This window comes from Variovorax sp. E3 (assembly GCF_016082275.1).
In the GTDB taxonomy this organism is placed as follows: Bacteria; Pseudomonadota; Gammaproteobacteria; order Burkholderiales; family Burkholderiaceae_C; genus Variovorax.
The window spans coordinates 31,188-46,016 of sequence record NZ_MOWM01000017.1 but is presented as its reverse complement, the minus strand read 5'-3'; the positions used below and the strand labels follow the sequence as shown (position 1 = coordinate 46,016).

The 14,829-nt window shown below is 67.2% G+C and carries 13 protein-coding genes and 2 pseudogenes; 6 read left to right on the top strand and 9 right to left on the bottom strand.

All coding sequences use genetic code 11. The annotated features are described in order from the left end of the window. Nucleotides 1–22: 22 nt before the first annotated feature. The 5 genes from BMG07_RS09120 to BMG07_RS09100 all read right to left on the bottom strand — a co-directional run bounded on the left by BMG07_RS09120 (nt 23) and on the right by BMG07_RS09100 (nt 3,936). On the bottom strand, nt 23–1,624 hold the full coding sequence (locus BMG07_RS09120) for a flotillin family protein (protein WP_269758790.1): 1,602 nt from the start codon (nt 1,622–1,624) through the stop codon (nt 23–25). An 89-nt stretch (nt 1,625–1,713) separates the two neighbouring features. Beyond that, nucleotides 1,714–2,385, bottom strand: coding sequence for a ubiquinone biosynthesis protein (locus BMG07_RS09115; RefSeq protein WP_198084276.1), 672 nt, complete (start codon nt 2,383–2,385; stop codon nt 1,714–1,716). Nucleotides 2,386–2,419: 34 nt separating this feature from the next. After that, on the bottom strand, nt 2,420–2,791 hold the full coding sequence (locus tag BMG07_RS09110; protein WP_198084275.1) for a hypothetical protein: 372 nt from the start codon (nt 2,789–2,791) through the stop codon (nt 2,420–2,422). A gap of 2 nt (nt 2,792–2,793) precedes the next feature. Further along, entirely contained in the window at nt 2,794–3,507 is a 714-nt protein-coding gene (locus BMG07_RS09105) for a PspA/IM30 family protein (protein ID WP_198084274.1), read from the bottom strand. Nucleotides 3,508–3,519: 12 nt separating this feature from the next. Then, entirely contained in the window at nt 3,520–3,936 is a 417-nt protein-coding gene (locus BMG07_RS09100; protein WP_198084273.1) for a YjfI family protein, read from the bottom strand. Nucleotides 3,937–4,087: 151 nt separating this feature from the next. On the opposite strand from BMG07_RS09100, the gene BMG07_RS09095 reads away from it, so the two are divergent. Both BMG07_RS09095 and BMG07_RS09090 read left to right on the top strand, forming a co-directional pair. After that, the gene (locus tag BMG07_RS09095; RefSeq protein ID WP_198084272.1) at nt 4,088–5,008 is read left to right on the top strand and encodes a LysR substrate-binding domain-containing protein; all 921 of its coding nucleotides are present in this window, start codon (nt 4,088–4,090) and stop codon (nt 5,006–5,008) included. Beyond that, the gene (locus tag BMG07_RS09090; protein WP_198084271.1) at nt 5,005–6,210 is read left to right on the top strand and encodes a hypothetical protein; all 1,206 of its coding nucleotides are present in this window, start codon (nt 5,005–5,007) and stop codon (nt 6,208–6,210) included. The genes BMG07_RS09095 and BMG07_RS09090 overlap by 4 nt, the downstream gene beginning before the upstream one ends. Nucleotides 6,211–6,234: 24 nt before the next feature. Here the strand turns inward: BMG07_RS09090 and BMG07_RS09085 are convergent, their stop codons facing one another. From BMG07_RS09085 to adh, 3 genes are all read right to left on the bottom strand, one after another. After that, on the bottom strand, nt 6,235–6,444 hold the full coding sequence (locus BMG07_RS09085) for a molybdopterin-binding protein (RefSeq protein ID WP_198084270.1): 210 nt from the start codon (nt 6,442–6,444) through the stop codon (nt 6,235–6,237). Between the two features lie 66 nt (nt 6,445–6,510). Then, nucleotides 6,511–6,888, bottom strand: coding sequence for a DUF779 domain-containing protein (locus BMG07_RS09080; RefSeq protein WP_198084269.1), 378 nt, complete (start codon nt 6,886–6,888; stop codon nt 6,511–6,513). Continuing rightward, nucleotides 6,888–8,408: an aldehyde dehydrogenase gene (gene adh, locus BMG07_RS09075; protein WP_198084268.1), complete on the bottom strand. Its 1,521-nt coding sequence runs from the start codon at nt 8,406–8,408 to the stop codon at nt 6,888–6,890. Before adh ends, BMG07_RS09080 begins: the two co-directional genes overlap by 1 nt. 339 nt (nt 8,409–8,747) lie before the next feature. Here adh and BMG07_RS09070 point away from each other — a divergent pair, with 339 nt between their 5' ends. The 4 genes and pseudogenes from BMG07_RS09070 (at nt 8,748) to BMG07_RS09050 (ending at nt 14,402) form a co-directional block, all read left to right on the top strand. Then, nucleotides 8,748–10,526: a sigma-54-dependent Fis family transcriptional regulator gene (locus BMG07_RS09070; protein WP_307866910.1), complete on the top strand. Its 1,779-nt coding sequence runs from the start codon at nt 8,748–8,750 to the stop codon at nt 10,524–10,526. 99 nt (nt 10,527–10,625) lie between these two features. Continuing rightward, nucleotides 10,626–11,696 carry a M24 family metallopeptidase gene (locus tag BMG07_RS44770; protein ID WP_374221251.1) on the top strand — a complete coding sequence of 357 codons (1,071 nt, stop codon included), beginning with the start codon at nt 10,626–10,628 and terminating at the stop codon, nt 11,694–11,696. Between the two features lie 68 nt (nt 11,697–11,764). Beyond that, a pseudogene (locus BMG07_RS09055) lies at nt 11,765–12,615 on the top strand (class I SAM-dependent methyltransferase). Nucleotides 12,616–12,801: 186 nt separating this feature from the next. Continuing rightward, nucleotides 12,802–14,402: pseudogene (locus BMG07_RS09050) on the top strand (glucan biosynthesis protein). A gap of 5 nt (nt 14,403–14,407) precedes the next feature. Here the strand turns inward: BMG07_RS09050 and BMG07_RS09045 are convergent. Next, the gene (locus BMG07_RS09045; protein ID WP_198084300.1) at nt 14,408–14,776 is read right to left on the bottom strand and encodes an FKBP-type peptidyl-prolyl cis-trans isomerase; all 369 of its coding nucleotides are present in this window, start codon (nt 14,774–14,776) and stop codon (nt 14,408–14,410) included. Between the last annotated feature and the right edge of the window lie 53 nt (nt 14,777–14,829).

Genomic DNA, 14,829 nt, shown 5'->3' with positions numbered 1-14,829 from the left:
TCGGCATCGGCCGTGCGCACGTTCACTTCGGCAAGGCCGAGCTTTTCCTTGCCCGAGGCTTCGGCGTCGAACTTGGCGCGCATGCCGGCGGCTTCGGCCTGCGAGCGGGCCTCGATGACCTGCGCGTCGGCCTGGCCGGCCTTGAGGATGGCGTCGGCATCGGCGGAGCGGATGTGCACTTCGGCCAGGCCCAGCTTTTCCTTGCCCGTGCTTCGGCCTCGAAGCTCACGAGCTTGGCCTGCGCCGTGGCGATCTGCACCTTGGCGGCGGCCAGGCCCGGGGCGGCCGAGATGGCCTCGACGCCCTCGGCTTCGCGCTTCTTCGACTCGGCGTCGCGCTCGGCGACCTTGAGCTTGGCGTCGGCCAGCGTCAGCTCTTCGGCGGCCTTGTGGCGGGCGCGCTTTTCCTGCGTCTCGGCGGCCTTGACGTCGAGCACCATCTTCTCGTCGGCCTGGCCCTCAGCCATGATCACGACCGACTTCTTGGTGCGCTCGGCCTCGGCCACCACGCGCAGTTCCTTGATGGCTTCTTCCTGCTCGGCCACCGTGCGCTCGACCACGATGCGCTCGCGGATCACGTCGGCAATGGCCTTCTTCTGCACTTCGACGGCCTTGTCTTTTTCGATGCGCTGCAGCGTCACTTCCTTCTCGCGATCGACGATTTCCAGGTCGCGGGCACGCGTGACCTTTTCTTCCTCGATGGCCACCGCGCGCTTGCGGTTGTTCTCGGCCACTTCCTTTTCGCGCTGCACGTTTTCCTGCTGCACCGACACGGTCTGCTCCGACAGCAGGCGCGCGGTTTCGGACTTGGTGCGCTCCTCGGACTGGATCTTGGCGGTCTCGGCCTCTTCACGGGCGCGCACGCTGGCGATCTCGCGGTGCTGGCGCGAGGTGGCGTCGGCCTGCTGGCGCTCGAGCTCGAGCAGCGCTTCCTGCGTCTCGACGTTCTTCTTCTTGATCTGCATTTCCTCGTTGCGGCGCAGTTCGTTGGTGCGCACATGCTCGACCGCCGTCAGCTCGGTGATCTTCTTGATGCCTTGCGCATCGAGGATGTTGTTGGCGTCCAGCTCCGACAGCGGCGTCTGCTCGAGGAAGTCGATGGCCGCGTCCTCGAGCACGTAGCCCGAGAGGTCGTTGCCGATCTGGCTGATGATCTGGTCGCGAAAGCCGTCGCGCGCCTGGTAGAGGTCGACGAACTCCATCGACTTGCCCACGGTCTTCAGCGCCTCCGAGAACTTGGCCGAGAACAGCTCCTCGAGCGTCTCGTGGTTCGAGGCGCGCGCGCAGCCGATGCCCTGCGCCACCTTCAGCACGTCGTCGGCCGTCTTGTTGACGCGCACGAAGAACTTCACCTTGATGTCCGCGCGGATATTGTCGCGGCAGATCAGGCCCTCGTTGCCCGAGCGGTCGATCTCGATGGTCTTGACCGAGATGTCCATCAGCTCGGCCTTGTGGATGATGGGGTAGACCATGCGCCCGGTGAAGGTCACTTCGGGCTCGGCGCGCAGCGTGTTCACGATGAGGGCGTGGCCCTGTTCGATCTTGCGATAGAACTTGGCGAACATCGCGAACAGGCCGAGGATGACGACGGCCAGTATGACGATGGCGATGAGGATGGGCTCCATTTTTTCTCCAGAATTGCTTTGAGAGCGAAAGAAACAGGTGAAAGGCGTGACGCGACGCGATGTGGCGCAGTGTTGCGCCACAAAGACGATCAGACGGCGTTGTGGTCGTCGTGCGCGGCAACGAGGTAGCGGCCGGCCACCTCGTCGTATTCGAGGATCAGCGCCTGCGATCCGCGCTTGAGCGTGTTGGGCACGGCAGCCCATACGCGGATGTTCAGGCTGGCGCCGCGGCGCGCCACCTCGGCGCGGCCGTCTTTCTCGTTCACCACGCCGGTGACGACGCGGCAGACCTGGCCGACCAGCGCGGCGTTGCTCACGGCCGTGTGGCTCACGAACAGCCCGCGCAGCGGCCGGATGGCCACGGCGGTGATGGGAATGGCGATGACCGCGCTGGCCACCAGCAGCACCGTGCCGGCCAGCAATTTCAGCGGCATCGTCGGCACCAGCGGCAGCAGCCACTCGCCGCCCAGGCAGCACACCGTCCACGAGACCAGCACCAGCAGGCTCACGGCCACCGAGAACGGCACGCCGTTCAGCCCGAAGGCCACCACGTAGCTGGCGATGTGGCCGATGTCGCTGGAGTCGCCGTCGGCGTGCGTGTGGACGTGCGGCGCGTCGGCGTGCAGATGAAGGTCGATGCCGGCGTGTTCGATGTCGACCATGCCCAGCACGGCGAGTACCCAGTAGATCACCACGACGCCCAGCAGCACCGTGTAGATCGCGGTGGGGTACCCCGTCACCGCTCCCATGAAATCGCCCATTGATCCTCCCGCATGCGGGTTGTTGTTCGTTGTTCTATTTGCGGCCCGGCCTTCCCGTGCCGGTGCTCTTCCTGCCGGAAGCCGTCCCCGTGGCTCCACTGGCAAATTCAATCAGGTCCCGCGTGGCCTTCTCCTTGATGGCCAGGCGGTCGTCCACCGCGAGGCCGTAACGCTTCGCGAGGAACTCGTAGTCTGCCGCATTCAGCGACACGGTCAGCCGGGGCCGCTTGGGCTTGGACGTGGTGGCAAGGCCCAGCACCTGCCGGATCTGGTCCGACGTGGACACATGCTGCTCGAAGGCCGCGGTGCGCACGGCTTCGAGCACGGCCTCTTCCACGTCGAACGCCACCTGCACGGCGCGTATCGCCTCGTCGGAGCCCTGCCAGCGAACCGGCTTGGCGCGCATGCTTATTGCGCTCCGGTCCCCGACGGGTTGGCCTGGCGGGCGCGGATGCGTTCCATCACCTTGCCGGTGCGGTCGGCTTCGTTGCCGATGCCCGCGGCCGCGAGCTTCTTCTCGAGCGCGCCGTGGCCGAACTCGTTCTCGAGTTGCTGGCTGGCCGTCATGCGGTCGGACAGGTCTTCGTGGCGCGCGCGGATGCGCTCCAGCGACTCGCGCGCATTGGCCAGCCGCGAACCGCCGCTGCCGATGTTCTCGGAGATCGACTGCGTGGCGCGGTAGACGCTCTCGGTGGTCTTGGCGATGCCGATCTCGCGCTCGTGCTCGCGGATGCGCGCCTCGGCCGACTTGATGAGCTCCTTGAGCTTGGACACCTGCAGCGCATACGAGGCATGCGCCTTGGCCTGTTCCTCGAGCTCCTGCTCGAGCAGGCCGACCTTGGCCGCCACGTCGAGCGCCAGGCCTTCCTGCGTCTTGTTGAGGGCTTCGAGCGCCAGGCCTTCGTAGCGCGACGCCTCGTTCTTCAGCCGCACGATCTCGCGGGCCGACTGCATCTCCTTGGCCATCACGCCCGTGAGGTCGCCCTTGGCCTTTTCGATGCTGTGCTTGGCGTCGATGATTTCCTGCTCGTAGATGCGCGTGGCGTTGCTGTCGACCACGCTCTCGCCGATTTCGCGCGCGCTGCCGCGCAGCAGGGTGACGAGCTTCTTGATGACTGTCATGGAGACCTCCGCTTAGTTCAGGAATTCGGACAGGGCGTCCAGCGCATCGAGCGCGTTGTCGCTGAGCACGGCCACTTCGCGTGCGATGTCGTCCACGCTCGCATCGCGCCCCAGCGCGCCGGTGAGCACGTAGCGCCCGTCGACGCGCCCGAACGACGACAGCGGCACCGAAGGATTCAGGTCGAGCAGCGATTCGAGCAGCTCGGTGCGGCGCTCGGGCTTCACTTCTTCCTCGGTCCAGAGATAGCAGATGCAGATGATCTGCATGTCCGAACTGGTCACGAAGATCGGCAGCTCGTCGCGCCCCTCGATGCTCACCTGGACCACCGGCGTGCGCCCCGGAATGGGCTGCAACTGCACGGGCCGCCCGCCCATCGCGGCACCGGCCAGCGCGTCGAGCCCCTTGAGTTGATCGAGCAGTGATTGCATACCTCTCCTTGTGGTTGATACCGTTGGAAGCGAGCGGTGCTTCGATGGATTCACTATAGGTGCGCCGACATAACATGTCAAACGAGCCCTTTGGTTCTCATCGCGAATGGACGGTGACTTTCGGCACTTGCCTGCTCTCTAGAATTCGGCGATGCCCCACCCGATCAACCCCGCCCGCGTCGACTTCGTCACGCTGCGCCTGTTCTGCGCCGTGGCGCAGTCGGGCAGCATCACCAAGGGCGCGGAGGCGTGCCACCTCGCACTGTCGGCCGCGAGCCGGCGGCTGTCGGACTTCGAAGCGGCCACCGGCTCGAAGCTGCTCGAGCGCAGCGCGCAGGGCATTGCGCTCACGCCCGCGGGCCATGTCGCGATGCAGCATGCGATGCGGTTGTTCCAGGGCTTCGAGCAGTTCAGCAACGAGCTCAACGACTACTCCAGCGGCGTGCGCGGCCACGTACGGCTGTGGGCCAACATGTCGGCGCTGACGGAGTTCCTGCCGACCACGCTCGCCACCTTCCTGGCCCAACACCCGGACATCCGCGTCGAGGTGGAAGAACAACTGAGCGGCGACACCGTGCGCGCGCTGGTCGACGGCCTCGCCGACGTCGGCGTGTTCGCGGAGAACACGCCCGCCTACGGCCTGGACGTCGCGCCCTTCCAGACCGACGAGCTGGTGGTGCTGTGCGCCAGGCAGCATCCGCTGGCGCGCACGCGTGCCAAGCAGGTCGACTTCAAGACCTGCCTGGCGCACGAGTTCGTGGGCCTGAACCGCAGCAGCTCCCTGCTGGAGCTGACCTCGCGTGCCGCCGAGCAGGCCGGCATTCCGATGCGGCTGCGCGTGCAGGTGCGCAGCTTCGACGCGATGTGCCACATGATCGCGGCCAACCTCGGCATCGGCGTGGTGCCGCTCGCGGCCTGCAAGGCGCAGGTGGCGGCGCTCGACCTGAAGGTCGTGCGGCTCAAGGAAACGTGGGCCACGCGGCGGTTGCTGATGGCAACGAAGACGGGGACCGAACTCTCGCCGGCGGCGCAGTTGCTGGCTCGACATCTTCTTCAACAAGCCAACACATGACGACGTCGGAACTGCTTCTGCTTCTCGGTTCGTGCGCCCTCCTTCTCGCCACCAACCTGTACATGGCACGGCGCATCGGTGCGATCGACGATATTCCACTGCGCAAGAACATGCTGCACATCATGGTCTGGATCCTTCCTTTCATGGGCGCATTCCTCGCATGGACCCACCTGCCCAGGCAGCCCCGCGTATCGAACGCCGATGCCAGACCACGACCCGAAGGTTTCTCGACGGAAGACGCGCCAGGGGACCTCGTGTTCGATGAGGCGCACGTATTCCCACTCATCTCCAACACATGGATTCGCAACGGATTCCCTCTGCTGAATTGGCACGCACTGCATGCGTGGGCGGGTTCGATGAACGACGCACGCAGCCAGCGCCTTGCCATCGAACAGGGACAACGCGCATGGCTGCTCCATCTCAGGGATGCGCTCGGCCCACACTTCCACCTGCACGAATCAGAGCATGCCTTCGTGCTGTCTTCGCTAGAAGACATCGTCGTCGTGGCGACCGCCGACTACGTAGCGTCCACCCGCAAGCGCATCCAGCGCGTTCTTGCCGGCCTCGCGCATTTCGGGGAGCACGGCAAGAGCATCCTGCTCGTCCTTGACAACGAAGAGACGTACTACAACTACGTGTCGAACTACTATCCGGAGGAAGGCGAATTCGCCTTCAGCGGTGGCATGTTCATCGATGCGGGGTGCGCCCATTTTCTCGTCCAACGCGCCGACCTTTCGGCCATCGAGCCGGTCATCGCACATGAAATGACACACAGCGCACTCTCTCACCTCAAGCTGCCGAGGTGGCTGGATGAAGGCCTGGCCGTCAACACCGAAAGAAAGCTCACGGGCGTGGGAGTCATGCCGCTCGGCCAACTCCAGGAACTGCGGCGCAGCCACCTGACGTTCTGGGACGAAGCAAGAATCCAGGAGTTCTGGTTCGGCGCCTCCTTCTTCAGGACGGACGACGGCAACCGGCTCTCCTACGAACTCGCGCGCATCCTCGTGGAGCAGATGGGGCAGAACTGGGAGCTCTTCACTCGCTTCGCATCGAACGCGAAACGCGAGGATGGCGGCGCCGAGGCCGCCAAAGAGGTTTACGACATGGACCTCGGCGCCTATGCCTGCATCCTCATGGAGCATGAACCCGACCCCCGATGGACACCCGATCCAACGAGCTGGCCCGTGAAGGAGGAAGGGTAAGCGAGCCCGGCCCGAGGCGCGTGCTCAGTCCGTCCCCACCATCACGCTCGAAGCCTTGATCACCGCATAGGCATTCGCCCCTTCGGTAAGCTTCAGCGACTCGGCCGAGCTGCTCGTGATCGTCGAGACGATCTGCACCCCCGCCGCGATTTCGAGGGTGACTTCGGTCGTGACCGGGCCGCGGACGATGGAAATGACCTTGCCCGACAGGACGTTGCGTGCGCTGATCTTCATGGAGTGCTCCTTGGGTTGAATCGAGCACGCCAGTCTATCCAGACTATCGGACAAGGGCCGTTCGTTCTACTTCGCTTCCTCGGCCTCCAGCACGGCCCATTCCTCGTCCGTGAACAGCCGCGAGCGTGTCAGGAAGCGCAGGCCTTCCGGCCCCTCCAGCGAGAACATGCCGCCCCGCCCCGGCACCACGTCGATGATCAGCTGCGTGTGCTGCCAATACGCGAACTGCGGCCCGCTGATGTAGAACGGCATGCCGCCGATGTGCCCCAGCAGCCGGTCGTAGTCGCCCACGATGAACTCGCCCTGCCCATAGCACATGGGCGCGCTGCCGTCGCAGCAACCGCCCGACTGATGGAACATCAGCGGGCCGTGCTTGGCGGCGAGCCTGTCGATCAACGCGAGCGCGGCATCGGTCGCGGTGACGCGCAGCACCTCGCCTGTCATCAGAAGAAGCCCAGCTTGTTCTCGCTGTAGCTCACCAGGAGGTTCTTGGTCTGCTGGTAGTGGTCGAGCATCATCTTGTGGTTCTCGCGCCCGATGCCCGACTGCTTGTAGCCACCGAAGGCCGCGTGCGCCGGGTAGTGGTGGTAGCAGTTGGTCCACACGCGACCCGCCTGGATGCCCTTGCCCATGCGGAAGGCGCGGTTCATGTCGCGGCTCCACACGCCGGCGCCCAGGCCGTAGAGCGTGTCGTTGGCGATGGAGAGCGCCTCTTCCTCGTCCTTGAAGGTGGCGACCGACACCACGGGGCCGAAGATCTCTTCCTGGAAGATGCGCATCTTGTTGTGGCCCTTGAACACGGTGGGCTTGACGTAGTAGCCGTCCTTCAGGTCGCCCGACAGCAGGTTGCGCTCGCCGCCGATCAGCACCTGCGCGCCCTCCTGCTTGCCGATGTCCAGGTACGACAGGATCTTTTCGAGCTGCTCGCTCGAGGCCTGCGCGCCGATCATGGTGTCCATCTCCAGCGGGCTGCCCTGCTTGATGGCGGCCACGCGCTTGAGCGCGCGCTCCATGAAGCGGTCGTAGATCGATTCCTGGATCAGCGCGCGCGACGGGCAGGTGCACACCTCGCCCTGGTTCAGCGCGAACATGGCAAAGCCTTCGAGTGCCTTGTCGAAGAAGCCGTCGTCCTTGTCCATCACGTCCGCGAAGAAGATGTTGGGCGACTTGCCGCCCAGCTCCAGCGTGACCGGAATCAGGTTCTGGCTGGCGTACTGCGAGATCAGCCGGCCGGTGGTGGTCTCGCCCGTGAAGGCGATCTTGCCGATGCGGTTGCTGGACGCCAGCGGCTTGCCCGCCTCCACGCCGAAGCCGTTCACCACGTTCAGCACGCCCGGCGGCAGCAGGTCGCCGACGATCTCCAGCAGCACCAAGATCGACACCGGCGTCTGCTCGGCCGGCTTCAGCACCACGCAGTTGCCGGCCGCCAGCGCGGGCGCCAGCTTCCACACCGCCATCAGGATCGGGAAGTTCCATGGAATGATCTGGCCGACCACGCCCAAGGGTTCATGGAAGTGGTACGCGAAGGTCTCATGATCGATTTCGCTGATGCCGCCCTCTTGCGAGCGAATGCACGAGGCGAAGTAACGGAAATGGTCGATGGCCAGCGGCAGGTCGGCGGCCATGGTTTCGCGCAGCGGCTTGCCGTTGTCCCAGGTCTCGGCGGCGGCCAGCACGGCGATGTTCTCCTGCATGCGGTCGGCTATCTTGTTGAGGATGTTCGCGCGCTCGGTCGGCGAGGTGCGGCCCCAGGCCGCCTTGGCCTTGTGGGCGGCGTCCAGCGCGCGGTCGATGTCGGCGGCCGTGGAGCGCGGCACCTCGCAGAAGACCTTGCCGGTGACGGGCGTGATGTTCTCGAAGTACTGGTTGTCCACCGGCGCGACCCACTCGCCGCCGATGTAGTTGCCGTAGCGCTTTTTGAACGGCACCGCGGTGCCGAATTTGCCCGGTTCGAGCATGTCCATGACTTGTCTCCTGTTTGCTGGTGGCGGTAGCGCCGCGACATGCGGCGACCCGCACGGACAACCGCAAGGCACGTACCCGCCCGGATCGGGACATTCCCTGAGTACTTCCGCCGGGCAAGCCGGTTTCGCAGCGGGTTTTCATTCGCAATCTGCGACATGTCCGCGCGAACATAGCGACTACGATGTCGCACAAGGCGAAAACACCGTGAACGGCAGACAACCGGAGACACGCATGAGTGAAGCGCAGTGGCCATCGGTCAGGGTGGAACAGGCACGCGAGCTGTTCTTCGGGCAGGGGCGCGACCCGGCCCCGTGGATCGCGCCGCACATCTCGCGCTCGTGGCAGCGCTGCGCCCGGTCGACCACCAGTACATCGACCCCGAGCCCATGGCGCTGGCCCTGCTGCGCGAACGGCGCGAGCAGGCCGTGCGGCTGCTCAACTGCGCGCAGCCCGAACTCGACGGGCTGGCCGAGCACGCCATCGGCAACGGCTGCGTGGTGATCCTGTCGGACGCAAGCGGGCTGATCCTCGAGGAAATCGGCAGCCCCGACTTCCTGCCCAAGGCCCAGCGCATCGCGCTGCAGCCCGGCGTGCAATGGTCGGAGAACCACCGGGGCACCAACGCCATCGGCACCGCGCTGGCCGAGCGCGAGGCGCTGATGGTGCTGGGCGGCGAGCACTACCTCGCGCAGAACGGCGCACTCGGCTGCGCGGCGGCGCCCATCTTCACGGGGCGCGGCGAGCTGGCCGGCGCGCTCGACATCTCCGGCGAAACGGTGCGCGTGAACACGCATGCGCTGGGCCTGGTGCGCATGGCGGCGCAGCAGGTCGAGCACCGCATGATGCTGGCCGAGGCCGGCGGCCACGTGCTGCGCTTTCATGCGCGGCCGGCGCTGATCGGCACCGCGCGCGAGGGACTGATGGTGATCGAGGGCGGGCGCATCGTCGCGGCCAACCGCGTGGCGCTGGAGCTGTTCGGCCGCTCGTGGGACAGCCTGCTCGACCTGGAGGCCAAGGCTTTTCTGGGCGCGAACTGGCCGCGCATGGAACACCGGCGCAGCCTGCTGACCTTGCCGGGCGGCCGGCAGATCGCCACGGTGATGGAACGCTCGGGCACGCCCGGCGCCTCTCGCCCCACGGCGCGGCGCACGGACACGCCCGCGGCGCAGCCCGAGGCCGATGACCTGGCGCCGCTGCTCGACAAGGCCGTGCGCGTGCTGAACGAAGGCGTGCCGGTGCTGGTGAACGGCGAGACCGGCAGCGGCAAGGAGGTGTTCTCGCGCCGCCTGCATGCCGCGAGCCGCCGCGCCGCCGGCCCTTTCGTGGCGGTCGACTGCGCCTCGCTGCCCGAGACGCTGATCGAGTCGGAGCTGTTCGGCTACGACGAAGGCGCCTTCACCGGCGCCAGGCGCAAGGGCATGGCGGGCCGCATTCGCGAGGCGCACGGCGGCGTGCTGTTCCTCGACGAGATCGCCGAGATTCCGCTGGCGCTGCAGACGCGCCTGCTGCGCGTGCTGGAAGAGCGCGTGGTCACGCCGCTGGGCGGCGGCCAGGGCGTGGCGGTGGATTTCGACCTGGTGTGCGCCACGCACGGCGACCTGCCGGCGCTGGTGCAAGCGGGTCGTTTTCGCGCCGACCTGATGTACCGCGTGGCGGGCTTCACCGTCACGCTGCCGCCGCTGAGCCGGCGCGCCGACCGGCGCGCGCTGATCGCGCGGCTGTTCCTGGAGTCGGGCGGCGCGGCCAGGCACCTGCGGTTGGAAGACGATGCGCTCGACGCGCTGGCCGCCTACCGCTGGCCCGGCAATCTGCGCGAGCTGCGCAGCACGCTGCGCGCGGTGGTGGCGCTGGCCGACACGGGCGATTCGGTCACGGCCGCCGCGCTGCCCGCGCACCTGCGCGACGCGCACACCGCGCCCCCACCGCAAGACGACGCGCCCGCCCATGCACCCACGCCGCATGCCGAGCCGCTGACGGCCATCACGCGCCACGCGATCGACGAAGCCCTCAAGGCCAGCGAGCACGACGTGGCAAAGGCGGCGCGGCGCCTGGGCGTTCACCGCAGCACGGTCTACCGCCACCTCGCGCGCCAGCGCGGCACGACGGGCACCCCCTAGCGGCCGCCGGCTTCGCTGTATTTTCTAAAATATAGCGAGGCACTTGCTAGAGCGGTGCCGACGCCCTCGCCCCTTGCCCCACGACACTGGACCTTGCCGATGACAACACCCCAAGCCGGACGCACCGAAGCCACCGGCGCGAAGTTTTCGCTGCAGTCGATGCAGCACGCACGCACGCTCTCGCAGCGCGCCGTGCGCCAGATCGCCTCGGGCATGCGCCCCGGCATCACCCACGCGCAGGCGCACGACCTCGCCATGGCCACGCTGCACAAGCTGGAGATGGAGCGCAACTGGCACCCCATCGTGATCCGTTTCGGCCAGGACACGCTCAAGACCTTCAGGGAGCAGTCGGACCCCACCAGCGTGCTGGGCGCGCAAGACATCTACTTCATCGACATCGGCCCCGTCTGGGAGGGCCACGAAGGTGATGCCGGCGACACCTTCGTGACCGGAAACGACCCGCAGATGCACGCCTGCGCCGAAGCCGCGCGCACGCTGTGGCACGACGTGGCCGCGCGCTGGCGCGCCGACCGCCTGAGCGGCGAGGCGCTCTACGCCTACGCCGCCGAACGCGCCGAGGCCATGGGCTGGCGGCTCAACCTCGACATCAAGGGCCACCGCGTGTGCGACTTTCCGCATGCGATCTACCAGGCCGGCCGGCTCGGCGACTTCGGCCTGTGCCCGGGCACGGGCATCTGGATCCTGGAGATCCAGATCGCGCACCCCACGCGCCCCTTCGGCGCCTTCTACGAAGACCTGCTGATGGCCGACGATGAAGCGCACGCACCGGCCACAAACGCCCCGGCCACGCAAGCCGCCACCGAGCAACTCTTCTCCTACGGCACGCTGCAACTGCAGTCGGTGCAGGTCGCCACCTTCGGCCGCCGGCTGGACGGCCGGCTCGACAGCCTGCCCGGCTACCGTCTGGAACAGCTCGAGATCAAAGACCCGGCGGTCGTCGCGACCAGCGGCAAGACGCACCACCCGATCGTCGCCCCGAGCGGCAACACCGCCGACCGGGTCGACGGCGCCGTCTTCGCCGTCACCCCGGCCGAGCTGGCCCATGCGGACGCCTACGAGGTCGACGACTACCGGCGCGAACGCGTCACGCTGGCGTCGGGGCTGCAGGCCTGGGCCTACGTGGACGCGCGCTCCCATCCGGGCCGCTGAACGAAAGACTGACTTGCCCCCTGTCGCTGGAACGGCCAGACTTTGCGCATGGTCTCGCTCCAGCATTCATGACACGTCCCAAATCCGCACGAAGCCTGTCGGCCGTTCCCTCCACCTTGCGGATCCCCCTGGCCGCGCGGGCCTCCGGTGACGCGATGTTCCCGCAAGTGGCCGTGCGCGACGCCTATGCCGCCGGCATCCTCGAGCAGATCCGCGACGACGGCAGCGCGCTGCCCGAAGACCGCGCCACCATCTACGGCATCCTCTCGCGCACGCGCCGCTTTCGCAGCCTGGCGCAGGACTTCCTGAAGGCGCACCCCGCGCCCGCGTGGTCAACATGGGCTGCGGGCTCAGCCACTACTTCCAGTGGCTGGACGACGACAAGTCGCGCATGACCGACGCCGACCTGCCCGAAGTGCTCGAGCTGCGCCGCGAGCTGATCCCCGAGACCCACGAGCGCCATGACCTGCGCTCGCTCGACCTGACCGCGCCCGACTGGTGGGAGCAGCTGGGCCTGCCGCGCAAGCGCAATGCGAAGCCGGTCTTCCTGTTCACCGAAGGCGTGCTGATGTACCTGCAGCCCGGGCAGGTGCGGGCGGTGCTCGCCACCTTCGGCGAGCGCGCGCCGGCGGGCTCGGTGCTGGCCTTCGACGCCATGTGCTGGCTGGCCGTGGGCCGCGCGAAGCAGCATCCGTCGGTGCGCACCACCGGCGCCGAGTTTCACTGGGGCATCCGGCGCGAGGCCGAGCTGACGCAGCCGCACCCCCGGCTGCGGCTGGACGCCACCTACCGGGTGATGCAGGGCATCGGCTGGCCCTATGCGCTGTTCGCGCCGATGGTGATGCTGCTGCTCGGCGTGCCGCTGTACGCGGTGTACGCGCTGAAGACGGTCGACCCCGGTCCGGACGCCGAAACATAAACGCACAATTTTCCGGATTCCCGGCTTTGTCCGGCCCGGTTTGCGCGGAATGGCTGACGCCGCCCGGCCGCGCGCGGGGTCAATCTTGCGGTTGTTCCCGGTCGCGGAAAATGCCCTATCGTTTGCGCAGCCGCCTGTCCTCTTTTCCCAGAGTTTCCCCAAAGATTCGCAACCCTCAAGAACCACATGCTTGATCGCCGATCCTTCCTTGCCGCCGGTGCGCCGCCGCCGCGCTCGCCGCCCTGGGCCTGCCCACCGAGGCGCTGGCCGCCAACGGCCTGCAACTGAGCCAGCCCACGCCCTTCTCGTTCGACGCGCTGGTCGCGCAGGCCAAGGCGCTCGCCGCGCAGCCCTACGTCGCGGCCACGCCGCTGGCGCCCGAGGTGCTCGAGCGCATCGACTACGACGCGCACGGCAAGATCAAGTTCGACCCCGACAACGCCCTCTTCCGCGACGGGCCCGGCGCCTTTCCCGTCACCTTCTTTCACCTGGGCCGCTTCTTCCAGACACCGGTGCGCATGCACGTGCTGGAAAACGCCGACGGCGACGCCTTCGCGCGCGAAGTGCTCTACAGCCCGTCCTATTTCTCGATGCCGCCCGACAGCCCCGCGCGCGAGCTGCCGCCCGGCGCCGGCTTCGCGGGCTTTCGCCTGCAGGAAAGCCGCCTGGGCGACCAGAGCAAGCTCGACTGGCAGAAGAACGACTGGGTGGCCTTTCTGGGCGCCTCGTACTTCCGCGCCATCGGCGAGCTCTACCAGTACGGCCTGTCGGCGCGCGGCCTCGCGCTCGACGTGGCGGTGCCCGGCAAGCCGGAAGAATTCCCGACCTTCACGCGCTTTTATTTCGAGACCCCGGCGGCCGGCAACACCACCTCGATGACGGTCTACGCGCTGCTCGAAGGGCCGAGCGTGACGGGGGTCTTCAAGTTCGTCATGCAGCGCACGAAGGCCGTGATCATGGACATCGACGCGCGCCTGTTCATGCGCCGCGATGTGTCGCGCCTGGGCCTGGTGCCGCTCACGTCGATGTACTGGTACTCCGAGACCATCAAGCCCACCGCCATCGACTGGCGCCCCGAAGTGCACGACTCCGACGGCCTGGCCATCTGGAACGGCGCGGGCGAGCGCATCTGGCGGCCGCTGAACAACCCGACGCAGACGCGCGCCTCGGCCTTCGCCGACACCCGCCCGCGCGGCTTCGGCCTGCTGCAGCGCGACCGCGCGTTCGACCACTACCAGGACGGCGTGAACTACGAGAAGCGCCCGAGCCTGTGGATCGAGCCGCTGGGTGACTGGGGCGAAGGCTCGGTGCAGCTCATCGAAATCCCGACCGACGACGAGATCCACGACAACATCGTGGCCTTCTGGGTACCCAAGGCCGATGCCAAGGCCGGTTCGAGCTACAGCCTGCAGTACCGCCTGCACTGGACCGACCAGGAACCCTTTCCGTCGCCGCTCGCGCACTGCGTGGCCACGCGCATCGGACGCGGCGGCCAGCCGGGCCAGCCGAGGCCGCAGGGCGTGCGCAAGTTCATGGTGGAGTTCATCGGCCAGCCGCTGACCACGGTGCCCTTCGGCGTGAAGCCCGAGGTGGTGCTGACGGCGGCGCGCGGCAAGTTCTCGTACGTCTTCGCGGAGGCCGTGCCGAACGGCGTGGCGGGCCACTGGCGCGCGCAGTTCGACTTCACGCCCGAGGGCAACGAGCCGATCGACATGCGGCTCTACCTGAAGAACGGGGACCAGACGCTGACGGAGACCTGGCTGTACCAGTATCAGCCGGGCGTCTGAGCCGATCAGCGCTTGGTGACCGACACCAGCTCGACTTCGAAATTCAGCGTCGCGTTCGGCGGAATCACACCGCCGGCACCACGCGCGCCATAGGCGATCGACGGCGGGCAGGTCAGCTTGGCCTTGCCGCCGACCTTCATCTTCTGCACGCCTTCGGTCCAGCACGGGATCACGCCGTTGAGCGGGAACTCGGTGGGCTCGCCGCGCTTGTAGGAGCTGTCGAACTCCTTGCCGGTGTCGGGGAAGGTGCCGCGGTAGTGGACCTTGACCGTGTCGGTGGCGGCGGGCGATGCGCCGGTGCCGTCCTTCAGCGACTGGTAGACCAGGCCGCTGGGCGTGGTCACCGCGGCGGATTGCGCGAACGCGGCGGGCATGGCGAAGACGGACACGAGAGCGGCACAGAAAAGAGACTTCACGAAACACCTCG

Coding starts and splice junctions, on each gene's coding strand:
- BMG07_RS09085 (WP_198084270.1), bottom strand. CDS start 6,444: ATGAAGATCAGCGCACGCAACGTCCTGTCGGGCAAGGTCATTTCCATC.
- BMG07_RS09110 (WP_198084275.1), bottom strand. CDS start 2,791: ATGCGCGCCAAGCCGGTTCGCTGGCAGGGCTCCGACGAGGCGATACGC.
- BMG07_RS09105 (WP_198084274.1), bottom strand. CDS start 3,507: ATGACAGTCATCAAGAAGCTCGTCACCCTGCTGCGCGGCAGCGCGCGC.
- BMG07_RS09095 (WP_198084272.1), top strand. CDS start 4,088: ATGCCCCACCCGATCAACCCCGCCCGCGTCGACTTCGTCACGCTGCGC.
- BMG07_RS44770 (WP_374221251.1), top strand. CDS start 10,626: ATGACAACACCCCAAGCCGGACGCACCGAAGCCACCGGCGCGAAGTTT.
- adh (WP_198084268.1), bottom strand. CDS start 8,408: ATGGACATGCTCGAACCGGGCAAATTCGGCACCGCGGTGCCGTTCAAA.
- BMG07_RS09120 (WP_269758790.1), bottom strand. CDS start 1,624: ATGGAGCCCATCCTCATCGCCATCGTCATACTGGCCGTCGTCATCCTC.
- BMG07_RS09115 (WP_198084276.1), bottom strand. CDS start 2,385: ATGGGCGATTTCATGGGAGCGGTGACGGGGTACCCCACCGCGATCTAC.
- BMG07_RS09045 (WP_198084300.1), bottom strand. CDS start 14,776: ATGCCCGCCGCGTTCGCGCAATCCGCCGCGGTGACCACGCCCAGCGGC.
- BMG07_RS09080 (WP_198084269.1), bottom strand. CDS start 6,888: ATGACAGGCGAGGTGCTGCGCGTCACCGCGACCGATGCCGCGCTCGCG.
- BMG07_RS09090 (WP_198084271.1), top strand. CDS start 5,005: ATGACGACGTCGGAACTGCTTCTGCTTCTCGGTTCGTGCGCCCTCCTT.
- BMG07_RS09100 (WP_198084273.1), bottom strand. CDS start 3,936: ATGCAATCACTGCTCGATCAACTCAAGGGGCTCGACGCGCTGGCCGGT.